General features: G+C 58.8%; 24 protein-coding genes. 11 read left to right on the forward strand and 13 right to left on the reverse strand.

The genetic code is table 11. The features are described 5' to 3' along the window. Positions 1–19: 19 nt before the first annotated feature. Positions 20–589 carry a hypothetical protein gene (locus PU724_RS31130; RefSeq protein WP_354425501.1) on the reverse strand — a complete coding sequence of 190 codons (570 nt, stop codon included), beginning with the start codon at positions 587–589 and terminating at the stop codon, positions 20–22. Positions 590–688: 99 nt separating this feature from the next. On the opposite strand from PU724_RS31130, the gene PU724_RS31135 reads away from it, so the two are divergent. Further along, the gene (locus tag PU724_RS31135; RefSeq protein ID WP_354425499.1) at positions 689–1,552 is read left to right on the forward strand and encodes a DUF5677 domain-containing protein; all 864 of its coding nucleotides are present in this window, start codon (positions 689–691) and stop codon (positions 1,550–1,552) included. Positions 1,553–1,617: 65 nt separating this feature from the next. Beyond that, positions 1,618–2,187: a hypothetical protein gene (locus PU724_RS31140; RefSeq protein WP_354425497.1), complete on the forward strand. Its 570-nt coding sequence runs from the start codon at positions 1,618–1,620 to the stop codon at positions 2,185–2,187. A gap of 63 nt (positions 2,188–2,250) precedes the next feature. Here PU724_RS31140 and PU724_RS31145 read toward each other — a convergent pair whose 3' ends face one another. From PU724_RS31145 to PU724_RS31155, 3 genes are all read right to left on the reverse strand, one after another. Continuing rightward, positions 2,251–3,558, reverse strand: a complete 1,308-nt coding sequence (locus PU724_RS31145; protein ID WP_354425495.1) for a DUF5623 domain-containing protein — start codon at positions 3,556–3,558, stop codon at positions 2,251–2,253. A gap of 504 nt (positions 3,559–4,062) precedes the next feature. Then, entirely contained in the window at positions 4,063–4,713 is a 651-nt protein-coding gene (locus tag PU724_RS31150) for a hypothetical protein (protein ID WP_354425493.1), read from the reverse strand. Between the two features lie 48 nt (positions 4,714–4,761). Continuing rightward, positions 4,762–6,426, reverse strand: a complete 1,665-nt coding sequence (locus PU724_RS31155; RefSeq protein WP_354425491.1) for a DUF4403 family protein — start codon at positions 6,424–6,426, stop codon at positions 4,762–4,764. Between the two features lie 418 nt (positions 6,427–6,844). Here PU724_RS31155 and PU724_RS31160 point away from each other — a divergent pair, with 418 nt between their 5' ends. After that, positions 6,845–8,923: a DNA/RNA non-specific endonuclease gene (locus tag PU724_RS31160; RefSeq protein WP_354425489.1), complete on the forward strand. Its 2,079-nt coding sequence runs from the start codon at positions 6,845–6,847 to the stop codon at positions 8,921–8,923. A 72-nt stretch (positions 8,924–8,995) separates the two neighbouring features. On the opposite strand, the gene PU724_RS31165 is transcribed toward PU724_RS31160, so the two are convergent. The 3 genes from PU724_RS31165 to PU724_RS31175 form a co-directional block, all read right to left on the reverse strand. Next, a complete protein-coding gene (locus PU724_RS31165) occupies positions 8,996–9,910 on the reverse strand; it encodes an ArdC family protein (protein WP_354425487.1) in 915 nt (304 codons plus the stop codon). 369 nt (positions 9,911–10,279) lie between these two features. Beyond that, positions 10,280–10,690 carry an arsenate reductase (glutaredoxin) gene (gene arsC, locus PU724_RS31170; RefSeq protein WP_354425485.1) on the reverse strand — a complete coding sequence of 137 codons (411 nt, stop codon included), beginning with the start codon at positions 10,688–10,690 and terminating at the stop codon, positions 10,280–10,282. Positions 10,691–10,715: 25 nt separating this feature from the next. Continuing rightward, entirely contained in the window at positions 10,716–11,399 is a 684-nt protein-coding gene (locus PU724_RS31175; protein WP_354425483.1) for an aquaporin, read from the reverse strand. A gap of 461 nt (positions 11,400–11,860) precedes the next feature. Between PU724_RS31175 and PU724_RS31180 the strand changes: the two genes are divergently transcribed. Together PU724_RS31180 and PU724_RS31185 are read left to right on the forward strand one after the other, a co-directional pair. Beyond that, positions 11,861–13,219, forward strand: a complete 1,359-nt coding sequence (locus PU724_RS31180; protein WP_354425481.1) for a tyrosine-type recombinase/integrase — start codon at positions 11,861–11,863, stop codon at positions 13,217–13,219. A gap of 3 nt (positions 13,220–13,222) precedes the next feature. Beyond that, positions 13,223–13,696, forward strand: a complete 474-nt coding sequence (locus tag PU724_RS31185; RefSeq protein WP_354425479.1) for a hypothetical protein — start codon at positions 13,223–13,225, stop codon at positions 13,694–13,696. A gap of 62 nt (positions 13,697–13,758) precedes the next feature. Here PU724_RS31185 and PU724_RS31190 read toward each other — a convergent pair whose 3' ends face one another. From PU724_RS31190 to PU724_RS31210, 5 genes are all read right to left on the reverse strand, one after another. Next, the gene (locus PU724_RS31190) at positions 13,759–14,736 is read right to left on the reverse strand and encodes an XcyI family restriction endonuclease (protein ID WP_354425477.1); all 978 of its coding nucleotides are present in this window, start codon (positions 14,734–14,736) and stop codon (positions 13,759–13,761) included. Further along, positions 14,733–15,593, reverse strand: coding sequence for a DNA-methyltransferase (locus PU724_RS31195; RefSeq protein ID WP_354425475.1), 861 nt, complete (start codon positions 15,591–15,593; stop codon positions 14,733–14,735). Before PU724_RS31195 ends, PU724_RS31190 begins: the two co-directional genes overlap by 4 nt. Positions 15,594–16,545: 952 nt before the next feature. Next, on the reverse strand, positions 16,546–16,839 hold the full coding sequence (locus PU724_RS31200) for a hypothetical protein (RefSeq protein ID WP_354425473.1): 294 nt from the start codon (positions 16,837–16,839) through the stop codon (positions 16,546–16,548). Positions 16,840–17,325: 486 nt separating this feature from the next. Continuing rightward, a complete protein-coding gene (locus tag PU724_RS31205; protein WP_292216044.1) occupies positions 17,326–17,499 on the reverse strand; it encodes a hypothetical protein in 174 nt (57 codons plus the stop codon). Positions 17,500–17,616: 117 nt separating this feature from the next. Further along, positions 17,617–18,174 carry a recombinase family protein gene (locus tag PU724_RS31210; protein ID WP_354425471.1) on the reverse strand — a complete coding sequence of 186 codons (558 nt, stop codon included), beginning with the start codon at positions 18,172–18,174 and terminating at the stop codon, positions 17,617–17,619. Positions 18,175–18,527: 353 nt separating this feature from the next. On the opposite strand from PU724_RS31210, the gene PU724_RS31215 reads away from it, so the two are divergent. The 6 genes from PU724_RS31215 to PU724_RS31240 all read left to right on the forward strand — a co-directional run bounded on the left by PU724_RS31215 (position 18,528) and on the right by PU724_RS31240 (position 22,098). Continuing rightward, entirely contained in the window at positions 18,528–18,767 is a 240-nt protein-coding gene (locus PU724_RS31215; protein ID WP_354425469.1) for a hypothetical protein, read from the forward strand. 46 nt (positions 18,768–18,813) lie between these two features. Beyond that, positions 18,814–19,323, forward strand: a complete 510-nt coding sequence (locus tag PU724_RS31220) for a hypothetical protein (protein ID WP_354425467.1) — start codon at positions 18,814–18,816, stop codon at positions 19,321–19,323. Positions 19,324–19,349: 26 nt separating this feature from the next. Beyond that, positions 19,350–19,712 carry a hypothetical protein gene (locus PU724_RS31225; protein WP_354425465.1) on the forward strand — a complete coding sequence of 121 codons (363 nt, stop codon included), beginning with the start codon at positions 19,350–19,352 and terminating at the stop codon, positions 19,710–19,712. A gap of 36 nt (positions 19,713–19,748) precedes the next feature. Beyond that, a complete protein-coding gene (locus tag PU724_RS31230; RefSeq protein WP_354425463.1) occupies positions 19,749–20,342 on the forward strand; it encodes a hypothetical protein in 594 nt (197 codons plus the stop codon). A gap of 612 nt (positions 20,343–20,954) precedes the next feature. Then, complete coding sequence (locus tag PU724_RS31235; protein WP_135918609.1) at positions 20,955–21,458, forward strand: hypothetical protein; 504 nt, start codon at positions 20,955–20,957, stop codon at positions 21,456–21,458. A gap of 7 nt (positions 21,459–21,465) precedes the next feature. After that, a complete protein-coding gene (locus PU724_RS31240) occupies positions 21,466–22,098 on the forward strand; it encodes a hypothetical protein (protein WP_354425461.1) in 633 nt (210 codons plus the stop codon). Positions 22,099–22,286: 188 nt separating this feature from the next. Here the strand turns inward: PU724_RS31240 and PU724_RS31245 are convergent, their stop codons facing one another. Further along, complete coding sequence (locus PU724_RS31245) at positions 22,287–24,224, reverse strand: ParB/RepB/Spo0J family partition protein (RefSeq protein WP_354425459.1); 1,938 nt, start codon at positions 24,222–24,224, stop codon at positions 22,287–22,289. Between the last annotated feature and the right edge of the window lie 452 nt (positions 24,225–24,676).

Raw genomic sequence — 24,676 nt, forward strand, 5'->3', positions numbered from 1 at the left:
GGGTTCGGCGCTGGGGAATTCAACCGAGTTTCTTGAGGAACGCGGCGTAGGCGGCGATATTGGGCAGAGCGGCACTCACGCGCTTCACGATCTCCGGGCGTTTCGTTTTCCGGTGGGAATCGGCAAAGCCGTTGTAGCCAGTATGAAGTTGCGCGCCGGTGGCCAGCAACCGGCACCACTGCCTAATGTCGCGTTCGATCTCGATGAATTCGTTCGTACTTACAAACTGGTCCGGCAACTGGCCATGGAAGAGCTTGTTCCTATAGCCTTTGGCCGTCCAGAGAACTTTCATGAGCCTAGCGTGCTCAGCGCCGACCATGTCCGCCAGTGTTTTGCCAGCTAGCACAGCTATGCCTTTGTCCAGGCCTTTGAAAGACAGGTCATCGGCGTCGTGCAGGGTCTGGCGCAACTCGCGACTTAGGCGATGGTCAAACGCGTCCGACTGGAAGACTAGGTTTGTGAAGACCTTCCGAACTTGCCGGTCGGCGCGAAGATACGTGAGAGTGAAGGCATCAACCCCGCGGGTACGGTGCGTTGAAGCCAAAATCGTATCGACCGGTATGAATTCGTTGTCGAAATCCGCGTCCATCCCCCGCCTCCGTTTTGTGCGAATACTATCACGACACGAATGTACCCGCATCGACCTTGAGGACTGGATGTGCCAGCCTCGCTTTGGGAGGGTCCGATTTTGAAAGAACTCAACGATATTCTAGCGGACTACCAAGGGTTGCCTCTGCCGGTTGTTGGCGACGCGCTCCCCGATCTGGAACAATTTGCAAAGCGGTTCTTCGCCGACTGCGCCGAAGTCTACGACATTCTCACCCGTATAAAGGATACCGAGCGGAATCCCTCGGGGTTCTCGCTAGTTGATGCTCCCATCCTAGGCTTGCTGGTCAAGATCAGTAAGCTCATGCGGGAGATCGTTAAGTATTACGACAGCGGGGACGCCAACGTGATCGCTTATCTGGAGCGGCATGCGATAGAGGCGGCGGTCGTTGCCCGGTACTTGCTCTCAGCAACTCCAGAAACGATTGAAAACTATCGAAAATGTTCGTTCAAGGACCGCCTCGCAGTCTTTGAAGCCGCGGCGGAAGGCTTCTATGCCACCAAGGCTGGGAAGCGTCTGAAGGCTTCGATTAGAGACCAGTTCCAAGCTGAGGGTTTCGACGCGTCAAGTTTCGAACTTCAAAAAAAGCAGAAATGGAAAGTCGACGGAAAAAGTGTTCGTGACATGTTTGCTGAGATCGGCATGGCAGACCTTTATGGCAACGTTTACGGCTTCGGCTCGGAGTCGATCCACGCGAGCTGGGGCCACTCCATGAACTTCGATCTCTCCAGAAACACCGACGGCACCTATTCGGCACTCCCGATAGAGATGCCCGCCGACGTGCGGTATGTTGGTCCCGTCTTGTTATTTTGCAACCCAGCCTATGTCGGATGGTGCAGACGGATCGGATTGGGACAGTTGGTGGGCGTGCTGGACTGGATAGAGCGGGTCAACCGCCAACTGTTCGCCGCTTTTGATGCGGTCTACCAACCTCTGGATGGATAGGGTGTCCCACACGTTGCGACATATCCGGAGTCTTCAGGGGTTTAACAAAGGAGAGAGAGGCCTTGATGAGCCGGCATCACATTGAATTAACGCCAGATGAGAAAGCTTTGGTCGATCGCATCGACCTGCGAGAGGACTTACCTCATACCGTGGATGGCCATCAGGTCTACCAGGCCAACAAAGAGCCCATCCTGGGTCTGTTGAAACTGCTCACGGCGAGAGACGGTATTCCCAAGCACCGCGTCGCTTACTGGATTGATCCGGAGTTGAACTCCGGACGGATCAAGGGCTCCCACAGAGACTTGTTTGCGCGAAACGGTTCATCTGGTGCTGATGCCTACACACATCCGCACTTCAAGCCTTACTTGCGCTATTTTTTATATGGCGCCGATCTTCCCGAGCACGTTATCGAGGAGTTTGAGGAACAAATTGGCAACCCCGAGTGGTTTAGTGGTTCTGACATCATCGCATTGACGAAGAAGACGCGGGAGATCGTACGGAGGAACCGGATGCGGGACTCAAGGTACGCGGATGAATTTCACAAACTCGCATTGGACAATGGTCTCAGTGCGTCGAATGCAGAAGCGGTCAAAAAGAACGCTGCGGAGGCAATCCGTCGCGAGTTCAAACGTTAGGCACCTAGTTTTTTACCGCAGCTGGGTAGTGTGCAAATCGCACGCTGCCCGGCTGCACCCCAATTAGCTGTCGGCTTCATTTTTGATCAGAGATATCGACATCTCAATGCGATGAAGCTGCCGGCGAAGGGGTGCGCAGTCCGAATATGCCCTTTGGAGCTGAGCCTTTAGCTCGCCAAGCATCCAGATGAGGCCTTCCCGCGATTTCGTTCTTTCAAGATGGTCTTTGTTTGCGACCGTGTCGCCATAGTAGACTTGGAAGAACTCGGGACCGTCGAGCTCTCCTCGACGCCGCTCAAGCTCCAACCAGTCCTCCAGAGTCGAGCGCAATGGACTTAAGCGGTTCCAGACCCCGCCAGGCCGATGACGTGACATGAGCACCGCTTTGATGATGCTTCCTGCCTCGATATGTCCGGCAACGCTAAGTTCACCGATCGGCCGACGCCGGGTCGAGCCGAGTTGGTAGGAGTAGGGTACGGAAGTGGCGCTGGCACTCGGATAGATCATACCGCGACACCGAGCTCGGCGCATATCTTGGGCGGTCTTGGCTAACGGGCTCACGAACGTATCCCAGGAAGGCGAAGATTCCCCAGGCCAACTCTCGGCCGTCAAAGGCGGCGGCATGGCATCGATGCTGGCAGCAAGGGCGTCCAAATCGTAGCCAGATCTGGCATCCGTCACAATGTAGAGGTCGCACTCATAGGGACGGTACATACCCGGCCAAGCAGTTTTGACGCTGCTCCAGCCCGTACGGGCAGCCCATGCGGCACGCTTGGCTTTGTCAGGAGCGCCGTCGTAAGGCTCGTCTATCAGAATAAATTGGCCGCTGGATGGGTCGATCCAAGAGGTGGAATGATCCCTGCCGGGCAGTTGGTCTCGGGCCAGCGTTTTGGGGTCGGCTTCGCGAGAACTGCGGGGAGGACGCAACCCGGTGTGTTCCATGAATCGGATCGAACGCTCCGCGGTGCACAGCCGGTCACGAGCATACTCCTGCGACTGAACAAGATCATCGCAGATGAAATGGTCCTCAGCCACCATCCGAAGATTGCCGAAGCCGCGAACTTTCTTGAGGGCATATCTGCCGCAGATTTCCAGGATGGGCCGCGAAAGTACGATCTTTAGGGTCTCGCGCCCGCTTGCGTATTTCCGCTCCTTATCGCACCAATAAATGCTTAGCAGAACATATGGACGCGTCGCCTCCGGCCCTCTTTGCACAAGTAAGCGTTGGGCGTTTCGGAAATTTGAGCAACTTGCTGCCTGAGCCGCAAGATCGAGCGCTGTCGCATGCTTAATGCCGCGCTCCTTGCGCAGTTGCGCGGCGAGACTTTTTACACCTTCGAGCGTCGTAGGACGCACGTCACCAGTCAACATGATCATTCTCCTGGCTTGATCCGTGAGCGTCACTCGCCAACCGCCTTTCAAGCCCGAATGAGTGTTGAAAGGTTTGAAGAGAATATGGGCAGTGCTGCCAGCAGCTTCGGAACGGCGAGTGCCATGCTCATGCCAAGAGCGAATCGACAATAGGCGAAGAGGTAAACTTGTTCAACCGCGAGGTCGAAGAATCCTGTGGTTCTTACGTCCGGAGAGGACATTTCTTCAGACTACCTTGCCGTCCTTTTCGTACCGCCACCCGCCAGGTTACATGAATGTTACATCGCGCATTTCGGAAAATGGCCGCGTTGCGTAACTAACTGAAATCCATGGTGCCGGCAGAGAGGATTGAACTCCCGACCTTCGGTTTACAAAAAACTTGCTGGGCCGCAAGCATCTTTCATCGCCTGCGGACTGATTGACAGTTGCGGTCCACTGATAATCGCCCGCCTGAGCTCCATCCCTAGCTGCCGCTCGGTAGCACGCGAAGACTTGCCGCCTGACTTACTTGCCGCGGGTCCTGACCCGGTGAGTCTCATGCCGTTGGCCCGTCGCCACAGCGCGCCAGTGCATCGCGAGCGCGACAATGCCCGCGAGGGTTAGCGCGCCAAAGATTGTTGGCTCAAGACCCGGCAGCACGGTCGCATTGCCGATGCACGGATCGGCCAGCTCCTTGTGAAATTCAGTGCAGATACGAGCGGGATCGTTTAGCGTCCGGAGCTGCGACCAATCCCAAACGCTGGCGCCTGGGTCCTTCTTGCCGTCGTTCAGCATTACCGTCGCGGAGAGAAACGTACTCCAGAAATAGACCAGCGCAATCGCGGGCAGCAGGGAGAAGACTGTGATCATCGCGCCTTGATAGACGCGGCCTTCACGCGAGCCCGTATCGATCCCGTCGAAGCCGACAACCGGTATTCGCTCATGCCATTTCGAGCCGGCGCGTAGGGAATAGACGCGTCCAACGAGTGAGGTTAGTGCGAGCAAAATTGAACATATCGGGATTGCGATCATTACTGCAGGCACCCTCGCCTTCATGACCAGCTTTGCACCGAATATCTCTTCCCCGCCTTGCGCTACCACCCAAGAATTCAGGGCGTAATAGAGAAGGAGCGCACTGACCACAAACCAAACCTTGCTAAGCTGCGATTGCGTCATTTGCACCTCTTGATCGTTATGGTGGCCACGGCTCGTTTGGCAGACCGGCTACTGAACTAATTCAGCCGATAGCGCCATATCGAAATTCATTTTGAGTCGGGCACGGGCAATCAGATTTTTCGGCCCGACAGTGATGTCGAGAAGTTCAATCGACGGAGTGTCAGCGGAAATCTTCAATCCCGGAATGTTGGTATTGTGAACGGCCTTGAAAATCTCATCGGACGCGTCGTTGATCTGCTTGTTGAGACCCACCTTCGAATGAGCCTCTAAATCTGCCAGGATCTGGGTTTCAAATAGGGATTGAGCTGCCTTCCAGAAGGCGTTGTCCAGGACGGTCGCGAAATGCAAGTCATTGATCGAGATCGCTGTTCCAGTTTTCTCGACGCGGGGCAGCCCTGAGAGGTAAACCCAGCCGGTCGTATTCAGGAACTCGCCTGGCAGCTTTGCCTTGACCTTCAAGCCAACCACGACGGAGCCAGCGCTAGGATAGAGATCAACATCGTCGACTTTGACATCGATGGCGCCTGCCGGCGTCTGCTGTTGGAAATCGCGACCCTTAAGGTTCTTTGACAGCTCGGCCAACAGCAATCCATAAGGTGTAGTTGCTTGCAGGGTGATATCGGCCTGACTTCGATCGGCTGATGTTTTGCCCAATGGCGGCAGAGGCTGGGACTGCGTGGCAACTGGTTCTGCGGCAAGACTGGTCTTTGCCGCGACACGCACAGTCATCTTCATGCCTTGCGCTTCACCGACCAGGCCCGAAAAGCTCGCCGCCGTGGGGACGATGTTGAGATAGACGGGCGTGCTGTCCGCTCGGTCGATCTTGATCGAAATGGCGTGCCACTGGGCCTCAACCTTTGACCGAAGTGCGTCACAGGGCAGAGCTTTGGCGATGGCATCCTGTATCTTGGAACGGTGGTCATTGATCTGGCCGTTCAACACGTCGGCCAGTCCCAGATTGATCGGCCCTGCGCAGACTTGGGGGTGCCCCAGGTTTCCAAAATCAAGGCCGAGGCAGTTTTTGCCCACTACCTCTACCGAAGCACTGCTCACCCATCTGCCGGTTGGGGTTCCCGCGAGCACGGGGCACCACTTATCGTTCATATCGAGCTGCAGATCGAGGCCAGGGACCAGCCGAGCCTCGAAGTTCTTTCCGGAAAGCGAAAGCAGTTTGGCGAGATCGCCGCCGACGCCGGCCTGACCGCTGACAAACAGCGGCTGTTCGACGTGAACGCCATTGCCTGCCCGGGCCACGACAAGAGGGCCATCGGTTTTGATATCAGCGTGCCAATGATAGTCGGCGCATTGGTTCGTAGTGCCAATGCTCGGCGCGGTAACGTCAGGCACTTCAGCGCAAACACGGACACCGATCCAACGGCACTCAGTATGATGTCCCACGTGTCCGGGATTAATATGAGGAACACCGACACATCCGATTTGACCATCTCCCTGCACCGGAACGGATTGCGGTATCTTCGATTGCGCTGCTTGCACTAGCGCCCCATACGGGATTTGCGCCACCAGGGTGAGCACGCTGTCCGTCACGGGTGCCGGCGGCACATCGGCAGTGCCACCATGGGGCGGCGCCTGGAACAGATTTTTTTCGCAGCCCGAAACGCTAAGCAACATGAGAAGGACCGGAACGAACCGCCGAGCGGCGGCGCCAAAGTGAGCGACACGCAACTTCGTGTCGGGTCCGGTATGCGCTGTCATGGACGTCTCCCCCAAGAATGCTCTGCACCTGCTGAAGCGGTGGCGCTGAGAGTCACCGCTTTGCGATCTCTACGTGATCGAATGAGCTTCAGGTCTCCCAGGCGCAGGCCAGCGCCGAAGCGCCTGCCGCCAAAGACAACCGAACAAGCGATCCCGCCCTACGAACTTCGTTGAGAACTCTATTCTTCACATTGACCGCACATTACTCTTTGTTGCATAGTGATGTAAGAGGAGTCTGGAGCTTTTGAAAGAAATTTCCCGACCAGCGGCGTGAGCCGAAAGGCCTTCTGGTGGAAGTTGTTAGCCGCTTAAACATAAAGCGTTTTGAGCGCTAATCGTTTTAAGTCCAATCTCTCAATTACTATCGTCAAATAGAGTTCTATCGACTTTCCCTATTCCTTGGAGGGAGGAACCTACCATGGCCGCGACTAATTTGTTCGACGAGCGACGCCGCGCGGTAATGATTGCGGCTGCAAAACGATGGAAAGCACAGCCGCCAACGCCTGCGACGACGCAAGTGACGCCTTCGGAACAGGCGCGCTACGACGCTCGCCGTTCAAGCTTTGATCAGGCGAGCGAGCTAAAGGCACAAGGCCGTCTTCCGGTGTTCGTCGAGCGGAAGATAGGCCCTACCCTTGACTGGTACACCTTGCCGCCAGACGATGCTGCCCGAGCCGCTGGCCGGCCGGTCGCGCGCATCGTGGCCAACGTCGATCCCAAGGTCGATCCGGTCGGGTTTGCGACCGGGTTCATGATCTCACCTAACGTTCTTCTGACCAACTGGCACGTATTTCCGGATCCCGGCTCGGTACGAGGAACCGGCGCCAACTTTCTTCATGATGAGACGGCATCGGGGGTCGCCCGCGGCATCATTTTCGAGTTTGATCCGGACGCCCTTTTCTTCTCGGCGGAGGATCTCGATTTCGCGCTCGTCGCGGTGAAGCCGAAGGCGATCACCGGCGAGCTTCTCTCCTCTGTCAACTTCCTGGCGATCAATGGATCGCGGTCAAAGATCCTGCCTGGAATGCCGATCCGGATGATCGAATATCCTGACGGCGGGCCAAAACGCTATGCGATGCAGAATTGCCGGCTGCTTGAGCTGCGGGACGACGGTTTCCTCCGGTACGAGACCGACACCGAGCAAGGAGCATCGGGCTCCGCCTGCTATTCGCAGATGTGGGAGGTCGTCGGTTTGCACCACGCCTCCATCCCAAAAATGCGCGGCAACACGATTCTCAACAAAGACGGTTCTGCGTGGTCACCTGGGCAACCAGACGACGGAATAGTCTGGATCGCTAACGAGGGTGTGCGGATAAGCGCATTGGTCAAGGCCTTCGGCGGGCTTGTGCCGACCACGCCCGCCTCCAAGCATCTTTTGGACGAATTGCTGGCCAACACGACCGATCCTACCGATGAGGTCGCGAAGCTAGCGACGCCTCGCGCGCCAGAAGCGCTGCTTCTACCTGATCCCTCCAAAATTTTCGAAAACACGAAAGGAAACGTGATGGGCGGCGTTACCATGAATTTTTCCGGACCAGTGACGATTTTCGTTGGTAGCGGTGTGCCGGCATCACAGCTTCCTCAGGCGGCGGCCGAGATCGCGGGAGACGAGGCGCTCGAGAAAGCACTTCGCTTCGACCCCAATTACGACGATCGAGAAGGCTACAACCCTGATTTCCTCGAAAACGATATCACCGTGCCGCTGCCTCGCATTTCGCAGGAGCGGGACCAGGAGATGTATAAGGAAAATGGCCAGACCGTCGTGCTCAAGTACCATCACTTCAGCCTGGCAATGAACGCTTCCCGGCGAATGCAGATGTGGTCAGCGGTTAACGTCGATTACGATGCATCGAAAAGGACCTCCAGCGGCCGCGCCTTCTTCGGTCAAGATCGCTGGGTGTTTGACCCGCGGATCCCGCAGCAATACCAGTTGGGCGACCCAGATATTTACGCGCCCGCCAAACAGATTGACCGGGGCCATATCGTGCGGCGGGAAGACAATGCCTGGGGCGATACGCCAACGGAAATCGAGTTTGCCAATTCCGACACGTTTCACTTCTCAAATTGCACGCCGCAGCACGCCGCCTTCAACCGCTCCCAACCGGGAAAGCAGTGGCCGGGAGTTCAAGGCTTGTGGGGCGGCTTCGAAAATCACATTCAACGCGACTTGCAAACCGGTGACACGCGCGCCTGCATCATAGCGGGACCGATCTTGGACGCGAACGATCCGTCTGAGGATTTTGGGACCGGCGTCGTCCAGTATCCTCTTGTCTTTTGGAAAGTGGTTGCGGTCTCGGCGCGCGACACCAACGGGCGCCGGTCACTACGCACCTACGGCTTCAGGCTCTCCCAAAAGGATGTCGTCGACCGGTTCGGAGTGGAATTCGCGCCCGGCGAGTATGCACGCTATCAAGTCGCCCTGTCAGCCATAAGCGAAGAGGCCGGCGTTATTTTTGACGATGTCCTCTTGCGCGCCGATACACACGCCGAGGCGTAACGGTGGCACTCGGCGTGGCAGCGACGGCCAACTGTCGCATATTATGATCGCGTCGCTCCAGGAGGCCGCCGCTCACGCGGCGGCTGCTTCGGAGGCGCTGAAACGCGCCAGATAGTCTGCGGCGCGTTGCGCGTGTGCCGCGGCGGCGAAGATCGCTCGCTTGTCCCCCTTCAGCACGGACAGCCAGTGACCGATATAGGCGGCGTGGTCGTCGCGATCCTCGAGGTGCAGCCCCAGATCGGCGCAAAGGAACGCGGCGCCCAACTCAGCAACAAGCTCCTCGCGGGAATAGCCGTCGTCTCCGAACCGCTTGCCGCCGAGATCACGGTCAAGGCGCGTAGCGTGCCGGGTCCAATGTGTCGATTCGTGGGCAATTGTTGCATAGTACGCCTGCGCATCCCGGAAAGCCTCGAAGGCGGGCATTTGGATGATGTCGAGAGCCGGGCTGTAGTAGGCGCAGTCGCCGCCGTGACGGATGTCCGCGCACGTCGCGGCGAAGAAGGCTTCGGCATGGGCAATTCGCTCATCCGGGTTGCGGACATTTTCGGCGCGGGCATAGTAGTGAGCGGGCAGATCGTCGACCTGCTCGACATTGAAGACCGTGTAGGCCTTCAGGAACGGGATGAAGCGCTCGGCCTCACCGCCGGTGGCCTCGTCGGTCTCGGTGCGCCGCAGGGTGTCGGCATACACTACGGGAGAGCCCTTTTCGCCCTTGCGGACCCGACCGCCCAGCTCGATGGCCTGCTTGAAGGTCATCCAGATCGGCGCGGCATAATGCCCGGTCATCGCGGACGCCCAGAGCGTCAGGACGTTGATGCCGGCATAGGGCTGGCCGTTGTGGCGAAGCGGCCGGGAGACGTGGCCGGCGGCATGGGCGGCGCTCCAAGGCTGCGTCCAGGGTTTTACGCCCTGCTCGAGGGCTTCGATGATCTGGTTGGTGATGCGGCTGTAGACGTCCTGCCGCGGTGTTTCGTTGGTGTCCGACATGACCTTGCTCCTTTTGCGTCGGGTTTTTCTCAAGACGCGGAGAAGCAGGGCCGGGCGATTGAGCCGGCCGGTCAGGCCCTAACACGGTCCCGCCCCTTCCTGGCGGGAGTGGTGCGGGCGGGGTTTGACCGGGCGGTGCGCCTGGCCGATATCGCGGCAAAGATTGAGAAAACCGTTGCAAGGGCAGATCGCCGGAACGCCTACCCGCGCGGCAGGGAACTAGACAGGAAGCGCTCCTGCAAAGGCAGGCAGCACGCGCGTCAAGGCAAATGGATGTCGCTACAAGAGACGAACGCTGCAGGTACGAGCCCACGGCTGGCCTATGCGACTGGGAAAACGACGACGACCTGGGCGAGAGCACCGCGACCGCTACTTGGGCTGTGTATAGTCGACCTTCTCGCCGTCTTCCTTGACGAATTCGCGCACCGGATGGTCGAGCAGCGGCAGCACCGCCTCCGAAGGCCGGCAGAGCCTTGTGCCCTTGGGCGTCTGGACGATCGGCCGGTTGATGAGGATCGGATGCGCGAGCATGAAATCGATCAGCTCGTCGTCGCTCCATTTCGGATCAGCGAGGCCAAGTTCGGCGTAGGGCGTTCCCTTCTCCCTGAGCAGCTGGCGCTTGGTGATGCCCATAGCTGCGATCAGTTGCAGTAGCCGCTCGCGGCTCGGCGGCGTCTTCAGATATTCGATCACCACCGGCTCCTCGCCGCTGGCGCGGATCATGGCGAGCGTGTTGCGCGAGGTGCCGCAAGCGGGGTTGTGGTAGATCGTGACCGTCATGACTTGCCCTTGAATGGTGGGGCTTTCAGTGGCTTGATTGCTGAACGGTTTCGGGCCTGAGCAGCCAGCCCATCAGCGCCAGCCCGATCAGGGCCCCGAACAGCTCGGCGACGACGAAGCCCGGCAGATCGACCGGCCTGATGCCGGAAAAGGTGTTGGTGAGCGAGCGCGCCACCGCGACGGCCGGATTGGCGAAGGACGTGGAGGCGGTGAACCAATAGGCGGCGGTGATGTAGAGGCCGACCAGCCACGGCACGGCCTTTTGCTCGAACCGAAGACCGGCGAGAATGACGGCGACAAGCCCGGATGTCGCTACAGCTTCGGAGGCCCATTGCGCCGGGCCTGCACGTAGTTTCGTCGCGACCTCCAGAACCGGCAGGGCGAACATGAGATGCGCCGCAAGCGTGCCGGCGACACCGCCGACGAGTTGCGCCAGCAGATAGGCCGGAAGATCGCGGGCCGGCAGCGTCCGGTTGAGGCAGAACACCAGCGAGACAGCGGGATTGAAATGCGCGCCGGAGATCGGCCCGAGGATGGTGATCAAGACCACCAGCATGGCGCCGGTCGCCAGCGTGTTGCCGAGCAGCGCCAGCCCCATATTAGGCGTCAGCGTCTCAGCCATAATGCCGGAGCCGACGACCGTTGCGACCAGGAGGCCCGTGCCTAAGGCTTCGGCGGCAAACCGACGGCGAAGATCGAAGGTTGTCATTTCATGTTGCTGCCTGGACTGATTGTGTCGACGACCGGGGCGAGCATATTTGTCGCGCGCCGGTCAAGGAATATTATCTGGATGCGTACAAAAACCCTGGGCTTCTGCTCCAAATGGGAAGCATGTGGGCCGATTGGCGAACGGCCAAAGTATGAAGAAGCCTAGAACGTCCTTTACGGATGTAGCTGGCAACTCCGGTTACATGAAAGTTACATGACAGGAACCGAAGAGACTGAATGCCCTGCCATCCATTTGAAAAAATTGGCGCACCCGGCGCGATTCGAACGCACGACCCCTTCCTTCGGAGCGCCTCCAGGATAATATTACCGCAATCTTGAAATGCGTAATCATTTGTTATTTCGTCATTTTTCGAGACTTTGTATCAATCATTACTTCACTATCCATGTAACATTTGCTATAAATCGGTTACATGGAAGTTACATGAAATGCCTAAAATATTTTTGACCGACGACGTTGTTTTTGAAGCGAATTGCCCGGCTGACAAGGATCAGGAACTCTATTGGGATTACGCGGTATCCGCCAACGGGCAAATCCGCAACGGCTCGGTCCCCGGGCTTGGGCTCCGCGTTACCGCTCTTGGCCACAAGTCCTTTGTCCATGCCTACCAATTCAACGGCAAGCGCTGCCGCAAGGTTTTAGGATCCACGACGACTATGAGCGTTGCCTCCGCCCGCCTCGCGATTGTTGGACGGGACCAGCAGCTCAAGGCTGACAAAGACCCCGACCTGGATCGGATCGACACGCGCCGTAAGCACTTCCTCACCGTCCGGGAGGCCATCGATCAGTACTGGGAAAGCCATGTTAGCAGCCTTTCCGAAGGCTACCGCTATAACTTCGCGATTTTCGTGGCTCACTGGCTGCGGCCGGCGCCGAAGGTGGCCAGCCGCCGCGGATATAACAGCAAGCGGCTGTACAAGGATTTCGGGGCGATGTTCGCCGATCGGCCGCTTGCTGCCATCAAGCCTATTCACATCGAGGAATTCCAGAAGCAATTCACTTCCCCGTACGTCTTCAACAGCGCACTGCGACACGTGCTAGCCCTCTATAACTGGGCCATCCGCATGCAGCTCGTCGATATGCGCAATCCCTGTAGCCCGATCCGCGCACGCAAGCTGATACGCCGGCGCCGTGATTACTCCACGGAGCAAATTCGTCAGATCGCGGCCCACATCTTCTATCCGGCGTTCGCCGCCCCACCAGAGATCGGCCACCTTGACGGGGTCGCGAAACGGAACATGGCATTGGTTCGAGGACAGGCCATCACGGCCAACGACCAGATGCAGGAACTCTGCAATTATATGGGCATCCTCTTCCTGACCATGGCTCGCCCTAGTGACCTCAACAAGGCCGAGTTTGACCATTTCGACCTGGAGAAGTTGATCTGGCACAAACACAACACCAAAGGCATCAAACTGTCACGCTCGCTGTACGAGTATGCCTACCGTTCGGTGCCGATCCATTCCAGGGTTGCCGGAATGGTCCAGGCCCAGCGCCTCCGCTGGCCTGAAGCTAAGTTGCTGTTCCCCTCGCATACCGACAGCACCCTTCCCCGCGACAACTTCCGCAAGGGGCTGGTCAGGTTCAAAGCCCTGCCCGGTGTGCCGGCGTATTTCCAGCTTTATGACCTCAAGCGGATCGCGATTTCGCTGATGTTAGCGGGCCAGGGCGTCTCGCACGAGGCCATCTCCCACTACGTCGACCACAAGGGCAATCTTGAAACCACCATGATCTACGATCTTGGCCTGGTTGATCCCATGCGTCCGGTCACCGAAAAGCTCGGCGCCCTTCTCGGCATATAGTCCTTGACGTCATTTCTCGGTCGTGAGGCAATGAACCGGGCGACCTTCGCCTCAAAACTTCCCATCAAGAAAGTTCGGTTCATGGAAGCCCTCCAGGCGCTGGTGCTAACGAGTACGCAGCTTCGCGATATGCTCACTGAGGCAGCCAAACGGGGCGCTGCACTTGCCATAGAAGACCTCCGCGCCGACCTGCAACAAGCCCCGGACGATTCAACGCTGCAGAAACTCCGCGGCTATTTGGTCGATCCGGCCTCCATCGCCAATCCGTGTGATTATTGGGCACATAGTGAACTGATCCGTCGCATTCAGATCACGGCGCGCGGCAGACCAAAATCTATCGCGTGGTTCATGAAGTTCCAACGGCAGACCGGACTGCGTGAGTGCCATACTCGTCTGAGCCCCGTATTTGGCCGGCGCCGGGAATGGATGTTCACCGATATCAGACTGGCGTGGGAGGCGTACTACCGGAAACGATAGTGGCGATGTGGGTCTGGTCCGAGCTCAAAAGCATTACTGGTCGGCCGTCGGAGCCGCAGCGTCTAGCTTTTTCGCTTCCGCTTGCCGGGGCGAATTCCTGTCATCGATACGATTAGATCCCGAAATCCCTCGTATTCCTCCCCTGCCGCCTCAGCCAGGCTGGATATGCGGTAGAAGCGGTTGCTCGACGGTGACTCCCTAGCGGCCATGGCCAAGTCGATGCGGTCCACATTCACCACTGTCCAACATTCGACATATCCGCTCGCCCGCGCTTTCTGGTGGCTCTTTTCGGCCTCGCCGATGCGGTTGTGGATGTTGGAAAAGTCCGTGCCACCCTTGACCTCAATGGCGACGATGTTGCGAAACGTGTCCCTGCGTATTTCCTCGCGGATCACAATGTCGGGGTCGGCCGCAAACTCAATCAAAACCGTTCGCCCAGCAGCGTTGCGGACGGTCATGCGGCGCGGTTCGGCGGTGGTGACATGCTCGCCCACGATGTCCCGGATAACGTTGAACACCAAGACGATTCCCGCACTTCCCCGGCGCACGTTGGCGCCACCACGCAGCTGCGGCCCCAACGTTAGCAGCGTCAGATCGTCAAGAAGGGCATGAGAAACGGGTTGGTTCAGGATGCCAGCCAGGAGTTGGGCACCCGCCTCGCACATTTGGTGACAGAGCTCAGACACGTTCTTGGCCACAGGTGGCCGTACGATGCCCCGCTCTTCCAGGCCCTTAAACTGACCAGCCACCTCCGTCTTGTAAAATTCCTTCTGACTGTAGCCGTATAATAGGCGGTAGTAGCCAAGAAGCCGTGGATTAGCGTTGAGAACGCTAGGGATCGGGAACATCAGCTCGCCCCGCATTCCGAAACCGGCCAGCTGCTGCAAACTATGCGGTGGGACGAATTCGGCCAGTTCCTTGTCGAGCGTCCGGATGTCCAATTCCTTCACCGTGTCGCGCAAAGCGTCCTGGAGCAGGGCTTGCCGGATCTCAGCGAGTGCAACGCTGAATTCGATCTGCAGTTCGGGCGGCGGAATCATGCGGCGACCCGAACGACTGTCGTATCATCCGCCCTTAGCCTTTCAGCTGCTATAGCGACATATTCCGGGTGCAGCTCCACTCCGACGTACGACCGGCGCAGCTGCTCGGCTACCAAACCAACGGTGCCGGAGCCGAAGAACGGATCCAACACGAAATCTCCGGGGCGTGTGGACGCCCGGAGGCAGGGGTCGATTAGCTTCGGAGGGAAGGTTGCAAAATGAGCTCCCGGGAAAGGCAAAGTGTTGATATTCCAGACCGATCGTAGGTTTCGGCCGTTGATCTCGCGCACTGCGTCGCGATCATAATAGTACTGTTCCTCCTTCGAAAACATGAAAAGGTACTCATGGGCCCGGGTGGGTCGATCCCGCACGCTTTCCGGCATGGCGTTAGGCTTGTGCCAGATTACATCGGCGCGCAGGTACCAGCCGTCGTCTTGCAGAGCAAATGCCAGGCGCCATGGAATGCCTAGCAGATCCTTCGGCTTCAACCCGTCGGGGGTGTCGGGTCGTACAGCCATTGCGCGAGCCCGGTTCTTTTTATCCGGAGCGCGCCAGCCTCGGTTTCCGCTGGTGAACCCGTCGCCGATGTTGAGCCAGAATACACCATCGTCCCGAAGCACACGCTTGGCCTCGCGGAACACCTCGACGAGGCGATTAATGAATTGAGGTAGGGTCGGCTCAAGGCCGATCTGATCTGCTGTATTATAGTCCCTCAATCCCCAATAGGGCGGCGAAGTCACAATGCATTGGACGGCACGGTCGGGCAGTCGACGCAGGACCGTGAGCGCGTCGCCTTCAAAAATAATACTGTCACGAAGCGCTAGGGGGCCCGGACGCTGGATACGTGCCGTTTTCATATGTTGGTCCCGTCCCCCTTCGTGATTCGGCACGACAGTCTCTCGTGGCTGCGAACGTGCTTCAAGGCTTATGACCGGGGATATCTTGGATTGTAGTGGGCATGGCGGAGGTCTCATATGCTGAGCACCATACTCCGACCAGAACAAAAAGGGAACATACCTTTGGATGTTATCCGAGGTATCGCAGCTGCCATGAGGTGGCTCAGTGTTACAATAAAAACAACATCGATCAGGCAGCCGTTGATCGACACATGCTGCGCTGGAGCAGCCCGATTCGTATGAAGTTGTTCGTCGAATCCACTGGCAGCGCGCGGTAAGCAGAAATCACGGTGGTCGTTCAGGAGATTCCAACGTAAACCGGCCTGAGCGGATGCCCTATCCGCCCAGGATGGAGCTTATGGCCGACGGCGAGATTGCGGACATCAAGCTGTCATGGGATGCTTACTACGGGAGACGGCAGGGGCGGTGGGAGTGGCAATCGAAGAAGTCAAATATCCGGGCGAGTTGGCATCTCCCCAGCAGATTCACGAATTGGCTGAAGAATACCGAAAGGCGGCAAACCACCTGCTTCCACTCGGCCGATCTGGCAAACCGCTCAGCCGGGCGCCGTTCAGACTATCGGCAATCCATGCGATCGAACTTTACCTAACCGCACTGTTGCTCCACCGTGGGCACAATCCCAATCAAATTCGCAAACTGCAGCACGACCTGTCGGCGCGGACAGAACAGCCCTGGAAGCAGGGCTGCGTCTTCGCGGGAAAACCGCCAACCATCTTCGGTCCCTCAGCCAGAACCGTGAATATCTCGTCTCCCGCTACGGGCCCGAGCTCGCCGCAACCGTGTCACAGATCAACCACCTAACCGCCACCCTTGAAGAGGTGGCGGCAAAGGTTACGGTACTGATCGCGAAGTTCCCTAGGCAGCAGGTAGAGCCAACTGCCGCCAGAGAGGTTCAAGTCCGAGACTCGGCAGCCTCGTTGTCTGCGGCGCCCGCCAGTTGAGCGACATGGGGCATCAGAAAGACATCAACGAGATACGCGGCGTAGTCCAGCGAGATCGGCAGCATGGATGCGGTGATTTCACCGTCGATGTAACTCTCGGCATCCCAATAGCTTCGAGTTAGCTCCTCATTGGCTGGCTCCATCCGCTCGATAATCCTTTCGAACGCTGCGTTTGCGGCATCGATAAGCACGGTACGCTCAGCCCCAACGACTGGCAGGGACGCTATAACGACATGGCTATCCATGACGGTTGTTTCCTTATGGAATGGCGGTCTCTTGCCTCAGCATTTTCGGTCGCCAGGCCGACGCTGGTTCTTGAGGGGGTGGCTGGTCGAGGCGCCAGGCGCCACCTTATGCTCACATGCGCATCGGCAGGATACTCGGGAATCTCGGCGAAGCAATCCAACTGCCTCATGAAAGGTTCATGATCCTTTGCTAATGGCCCCGTTCGGGGGGAAGTTCCATGGACGAAAATGGACCATACAGGGAAGCGTATCGCCTTGAGCGCATCGTACGCGGCGCAGCCAGTATCATAGTGACTTTCTATTCAGACAAAGAGGCTCGGACGATCATCCCCAGTTTGAATGATAGTTACCGGTTGATGCAGGGTGACAGGCAGATCTGGCCCAGTGAGGGTTCACCCGAACGTCATCGCTAGGCCGCAGATTAGCGAGGCCGATTTCGATCGGCTCCCAAGAAAGCGCTCCTGCCCGATTTCGGCAGGGCATCTTCTAGCTGTCGGCAAGCGCCAGTTTCGACCGGATCGTGCCGATCGCGTTCACGATGGCATCCGCGGAGTGAACATCCAGGGCAACATCCAGGATACCTTCGGTCGTCCGTATCGAGAGGATACCGAGAGTGCCTTGCTCATCCTTCACGGTGCCGACGTGGATTTCGGTTGGCACGAAAGGCCTCGCCTTATCGGTCCGCTTCATCGTTCACCTATGTTAAGGGGTGAGACACAATGGCTGAAATGGGTCGGGCGTTCAAGCGGCCTTGGGTTGTGGCCAGCCCTTTCTCAATCATCTTAGATGTTGCGACTGCAGTCGGGAAATCGTGCTGCCGCTAACCTTGAACGAGCTGGCCACTGCGCTTTTCGCCTCCCCGGCTGCCAGCCGTGCCAGCGCTTCGACACGTTGCTGCATGGAGAGTTTCGGTTTGCGGCCGAACTTCACTCCCATCGCCATAGCGCGGGCGCGGCCGCTCGCCGTGTTCTCCAGAATCCTGCGCCGCTGCCACTTCGCCGCCCATCCGACCAGGAACAGCACAAGATCGGACATTTCCGAGGTCGTGTCGATGAACGGTTCGTCCAGCAGTCTCAGAGCGGCGCCTGCTGCCGTGACGGTCCGCATGATACTCAGCAGATCGAACGGATCCCGCGCGACGCGGTCGCTTACCACGGCGTAAACCACGTCCCCCGGCTTTAGCCCCCTCAAGAGCCGTCTGAGTTGAGGCCGGTTCGCATCCTTGCCGCTCTTTTTTTCAAAGAAGATCCGTTCACAGCCCGCAGCCCGGAGCCGCCCCACCTGTGCTGTCAAGTCCTGAGCTTCAGTTGAGACCCGCGCATATCCATATCTCATTCACATGCGCCTCCCTGTTGCTTCATATGTCACGACATTTGCAAGAGCCGTTTTTGCCTCTTTTTGGGCTTAACTGACAGTTACTTTGCGCAAAGCTTGAGCAGAAAAGCTCCTAGCGCGCGCTGTGGGAGGCGTGCGCAAATGTCGTGAGTTTTGATAGGAATGCTCCCCGTGGGGATGGCAAGGCAGGCGGCCAGCCCGCCCCTTCGTGCCTTTCCCAAATCATTCTCGACGGTCTCTCCCATGATGCGAACTGATCGTTCCCGGCTCAGCGCCAAGTGCCGGCACCCCTGTTCGCGTTAGCCATTCCTCGCCCCATCACTGGACGCCACAAGCCCATCATCGGAGCATCAATGTCGATTCTGCTCATCCCCGCCGGCCTGATCCTTGGCCTTCTCGTAGGTTATGCAACCCGGCCGTCCCATATCGGCTTTCAGATTCCGCTCGAGGTCCTGTTCAGCGCCAGTCCCATGGATGCGCCCTTCCGCAGCGAGCTGATGACCCACCTTATGACCTGTGGCGCGATCGGCCTTGTCGGGGGCGTCGTGCTCTTCGGCATTGTCCGCGCGCTCCTGCCGTCCCGCAAAGCCTAGCCTCACCGGCTGGCAAGCGTTTTGTTCGTCCCTCCGGAGAAACTTCATGACTATCAGAAAAGCAGCCTTACTGGCCTCGTGCATTGCCGCGAACGCGGTAACCGCGCACGCAGGTCCCCCGGACAACCCGCAGAACCGTCGGATTGTCCGCGACGCCGTCGCGGGCCTTCTTTCACCGCTGGACGTCACGGTTGACATGGTCGAACAGATCGACCTTTGCCACTATCGCATCAACCGGCCCAACCTCGCGTTTCAGCGGCTTTATGACTTCACCAAGGCGAAAAACGTCTTCGCCTTCTCCGGCCTGACCGACAGCTTTCCTGACGGCAAGGGCGACATCATGATCTCGGGCACGGACGCGAAGTTCACGTGCATTGTCGGCGGAGACGGAGGTGATACCCCCCACGATTGTGAGGACAAGTTTGTGGTGAAGGATGCCACCTTGAACCAGTTTATTAAGGCCCACTCTGCGGCGGAGCCGATTTTCGCCGCCTGCAGTTCCGACGCTACCTACAAGGCCTGCACCGTGTACCGCGGCTGGAAGTGCGACAACTGAACCGTGGCGCTGTGGAGCTTCTCACGATGACAAAGACTCTTTCCAGGGTGAGTCCGCTCGCGATCATGGCGATTGCTGCCAGTATCACCGCAGCCAGCGCCAAACCGCCGAAACTAGGCGAAGCGGCCGCCACCTTAGCGATCACTGAATATGCCGAAAAGAACTGCCCAGGGCTCGCCGTCGACCATGCCAAGCTCACCGCCTATTTTCAGGCTGGTGGCTTCGCCACCGATCAGCTCAAGCAGACAGGCACGTACCAGCACGTCAGGGACATCGACCTCCCAGGCGACGTGGCCAACAGAGGTTCGGCGGCTGTCTGCTACGACATTCAGGCTTCATGGTATGTGCCGAGCGATCCGCTGCGCCACAAGATCGTCTTCAAACCATAAGCCCAGTGGCTTAATCATCTTCCCGGGGGAAGCATCATGAAAACGAAGCTGCTCGCAAGTGTCCTTGCCGGTGTCCTGGTTTCTGCGTGTTCCGGCTCAAGCAATCCGTTTGACGGAAAGCCGCCGGAGGAGGTCGCGATGTTCATTTTCAGCGGCTTCCAGAAAGGGACTGTTCGAAAGGACAAAGACTTTGAACTGAAGGTCCTGGCCAGCCAAGACAAGCCGCTCGTCCTCACCATCAACGGGTCTGCCCAAGGACAAAGCCGCGACATGGCAACCTTTAGCGTGACCGATCAGGGCAACTGCTCGTTTTTGTACAGCGTGGTCGACAAAGGAGACCAGAATACATTTGGGACCTGGCAAGCGCGCATTGACCTTTCGGGCCTCACGGATGCCAAGCTCGTCTATGGTGGCCCCACCGACTCGATCGCGTTGTCTGGTTCAAAAATTCAATGTCTGGCCAGCGGTCGTCGCGAATGTGAATGGATGGGGAAGAACTTCGCCAAAGGCACAATGGTGCGGTTCGGACCGATCGACCTCGATGAGAAGCAAGACGGATATAGGGAACTCAAGGAAAAGATCCTTGGTGAGGCCGTCCAATACCTAAAGACCAAGATCTGCAAGATTTGACTGGCATAGTCGGTTGGCCGCTGTGAGGACGATCTCCACAATGCGCCGTGCGGCAAGGTGGAGTGCCGACATTCCGTCGTTACGGACGATCGGGTGGGCCGTGGGCGCAATCGGTCTGCTCTTAGCCCCCGCACAAGCCCAGGACGAACCACCTCAGCCTGCACCCATCCAGAATTTCAAACTCGGCCGAACCGACGGATGCTTTCGGTATATCGGTGACGCGGTCGAGTTCGTCGGCCACTTCAAAGCCGGGAGCTACATCGGCATTTCCATGATCACCATCGGCCCCGATGGATTTCCGACGCCCGCAGCCGACGAAGAACGGGCGCCCGCAATAGACTTGCCGGAATGGAAAAGCGCATCGCCCTACTTCTGGTTCGGTCCGGCGACAACCAGTCGGGACTACTGGATTACGTTTGTCCCTCGCGCAGTCTGGGGAAGTGCCGCGATCGTTACGATTTGTGGACGCCAAACGCCACCCGGAAGCTGAGATAAGAGCTCTATCCGCATTCTGGTCGCGGGCACTGCCGCGCAGCAATAAGAAATCCTTCTCCATCCGATCGACAACACCTGGCGTTTCTGCTTTGTATTTGCGCGGGTTGGGGATTTCAGATGTTCAAAACAGTCTTGCTCGCATCTCTTGTCGTGGCGATCAGTGTTGAGCCGTCGCTGGCCTGGCAGGCTAACACTGAAGGTCCTGACGTGTTTGGCGTCACCAAGGTGCTCGCTACCGAAGGTAATGACCGGGAATCTCTCGTTGTCCAATGTGACAGCAAAGACGTGCTCTTCGTCGCCTACATCATGCGTAAGAAGGAGTTCGACGCGGTCACGGAAGGCCCGGCGACCCTCTACCTGCAGGGTAACAGTCCTGCTCCATTGAAACTCGACGCGTCGATCCGCGCTTGGAACGACAACTACGCCGGGATTGTGGCCGTTGGCCGCGTACCCGAAGTGATAGCCGCGATTCAGGAAATCAAGAATACGAAGGGCAAGGTCAATGTCGGCTTCGACATTGCCGGAAACCGTGATTCCGCGAGCTTCAGCTCGCGCGGATCCAAAGCAGCTATGCAGCGGGTGATTGACAGTTGCAAGCTCTCCGACATTCCTCCGACTTGAGCTGGTTATGAAGCGGCTTCGATTGGCGGGGGCGACCGCCGCTCTGTTATTGCTGTCGGCCTGTGGTTCGATGACCCTCCCTGCGGCGGTCCGGCTATCGGACGGCACGTCGATGGTCGGAACGACCACGGCTGCTGTCTCCGGCGGAACATTCAAAGTCGCCACTGCCGATGGGTCGCTCAAGTGCAGCGGCACCTACAACGCGCTCGACACCTCGCCTACCATCTCGGTCCCCGTAACCTGTTCCAACGGGAAACTCGGTCGTGCGGTGGTTACTCGCGCCGCCGATGGCATGAGTGGGTCCGGTTATGTCGAAACCTCCGATGGCCGAACCGGTCAGGTCGCCTTCGGCAACAACGCAGACGTTGTCCTAGGCGCGATGTCGCCTTCGAAAGGCGGAACATCGCCAGCGGATATCGCGGGCGAAACAGGCGTTGCTGCCGCATCCGCGCAAAGCTCGGCTCAGGCTTCGCCTGGCAGCTACAAGCCATCGACGGGCTCTGGCTCGTCAGGTTGCGTTTCTCCCAATCAGTACGGCGCCATCAGCTGCGTCACGGGGTTGCCTAGAACCAACTATGTCAGGGGCTATTTCCGCAAGAACGGGACCTATGTGCGCCCCTACTATCGGAGCCATCGGTAAACGGACACATGGCGAGAACGCCGTACGAAATACCTTGAGCGTCCGAGCCAGGAGGCCGTCTGGCGCTTCGGTGGCCGGGCCCTCTTGTGGGCGGGCGGGAGCGCGAGGGTGGGTGTGGGACCCTCGCCCTAAGCAACAAAGCCCGGCACCGTCACCGGCACCGGGCTTTCCTGCGAAGATACGGCTGACTATTCAGCCGCCTCCGCCATGACAGACGGTTCGGCCTTCCTCGCCCCGCGCAACGGCATCGGCAGCCAACCCTTCCCGGCCAGTTCCTTTTCGGCCAAGGCTACGGCCTCCTCTTTCGGCGACCGTTCCACCGCCTTAGCAGCTGTCTCCGAGCATCCCGCCTCGCGCAGGACATCGGCGATGTCGGCCTTTGATAAGCGGGCCAGAAACGGCGCTCCGGGCTCCCACCACTGCTGCATGTCCAATCCCACGGCCTCGGCAATGGCGTCGGCCTGACCCAGCCTGCTGCGGCTGGCGTTGTAGCGGCCCGCCACGGCGTTGAGGTTGGCGGCAGCCACCACCGCCAACAGGTCGAGCAGGCGAGCAAGCTCCTGCTTCAACAGCCACGGCCACAGGTCTGCCGGTTCACCGGGGATATGGTGGCTCCAACCCTCGATGATGTCGTTCCAGCCCGACAAGGCACGGCAGGCATCCGGGTCCTTGATGCTCGTCGACAGGGTGACGCATTCGCCCCGGACTTCCACGGCGGCATCCACACCCGAACGCAGTGCGTAAGTATGGAACGTGCGGCTCAGGAGCGGCATCAGGATAGCCGCCAGTGCCACCTCCGGGCGCGCCACCAACTCCACGCGCATCGCCGCTGTTCGAATAGCGGTCAGTTCCTCCACCAGACTTGCGGAAAGGCCGCTCGCCTTGGTCTCGGCTTCCTCGTCGCTCTCGGCCTCTTCACCTTCTTCCTGCTCTCCGTCAGGTGCCCGCAAAGCAGCGAGCGCTTTCTGGTCTTCGGGCTTGACCAGCCCCTGAACAACCTCCAGCGTGCCATCGTAGCCGATGCCGACAAGGCAGCCCGCCACCGCCACTTCCTGCGGGTCGAACGACTGGCTGGCCGACTGGATGGCGTCGATGCGCGCAGACACCTTCTGCTGCCGCTGCTCGTCTGCCTCAAGCTGCGGGTCGCCGTCGTCATACCCGTCAATCCGCTCCGCCAGGGCATCGAATTCGGCGGCCAAAGCATCAAGTTCGGTCTGCTCCGTCTCATCGAGCGCCCGGCTGCGCATGTGGATGCGCCCAAACCCGCCGCCATAGCTGATATTGCTCTCCAGCGAGACCTCGGCCCATTTCCAGCCGCGCTGCCGCAATTCCTCGGCAACGACCTCCAATCGCCCGCTCGCCAGCGTCACCAGCAAAGGCCGGTCAGTGAGGTAGGTGGTGGCATCCTCCGCGAACAGGTCGCGCAGCACCCCGCCCCCGGCCTGCTCATAGGCTTCAAGCCCGACAAAGCGCGCCAGCCGGTCGGTCGCCCGCACATGGGCCTGCGTCAGGAACGCCCGTAGGCTGCGCGGGTCACGGTTCCAGTTGGACTGCTCGAACCAAGCCTTCTCCTGCGCCTCGTGGTCGTCGCTGATGGCGAGTGCCCGCGCCTGTTCAAGGGTGATTTCATCGTCACGCATCACGTCAAGGATGCGCGGCGACAGGCTCGCCAGCTTAAGCCGCTGCCGGACGGTCACCACCGACTGCCCGAACCGGGCGGCGATGTTCTCGACCTCCGCGCCCTGCTCGGCCAACTCACGATAGGCGGTGATTTCATCGACGGGGTGCATACCGACACGCTGTACGTTCTCGGCAAGGGAAATCTCGGTGTCGCTGCCTTCGCCTTTCAGCACCACCCGCACCGGATAGTCCTTGGTGACGGCCACCGCCTCAATAGAGCGGCCCTCCTTCATCAATAGCGTCAAGGCATCAAGACGACGGCCACCGGCCACCACTTCGTATTTGTTTCCTTTCTCTGCCTTGCGGACGACGAGGTTCTGGATGAGGCCGTGATGCTCGATGCTGGCGGCCAGCGCTGCCCGGTCGCCCTTGTCTGTGATGCGCCGTACGTTGGATTTGCTCGGCACCAGCTTGCCGAGCGGGATGGTGGTTTCTGTCGTGGTCATGGTCTTGCTCCTTGTTGCTCTCAGGTTGACCTGAAGGGTTCAGGCCACCTGAACCCCTGCCTCGCGGCGAGCAGCGGGGAGCGAGGGGGCAAGCCACGGCGGCGGAGGGGTATCCCCGGTCTGCACGGAGCGAAGCGCAGGAAGATGGGGGAGACCGCCGGCGGGGCTTGCGGGGAGAGAGGGCCGCGCGCCTCTCTCCCGACCAAGGCAAACAAGGGCGTACAAGGCGGAAGCACCGAAATGCCCGTAAGCGGGATCAAGTCAGTTCGGTGCTGGAGAAAGTTCGTGGCCCTGAGACCGGTTCAACAGGGCGGCCGTAGGAGCATCAGCATAGATGGGCTAATCGGCTTCGTGCCCCATCTCGTCCGTCCGGAAAGAAGGTGTTGCGCCACCGCTGATGATAAAACGCAGTCTGTCGGAACCCGACCCAACCATCACGCAGAGGAGCGCAG

The sequence above is a fragment of the Mesorhizobium abyssinicae genome (assembly GCF_049887195.1).
GTDB classification, from domain to species: domain Bacteria; phylum Pseudomonadota; class Alphaproteobacteria; order Rhizobiales; family Rhizobiaceae; genus Mesorhizobium; species Mesorhizobium abyssinicae.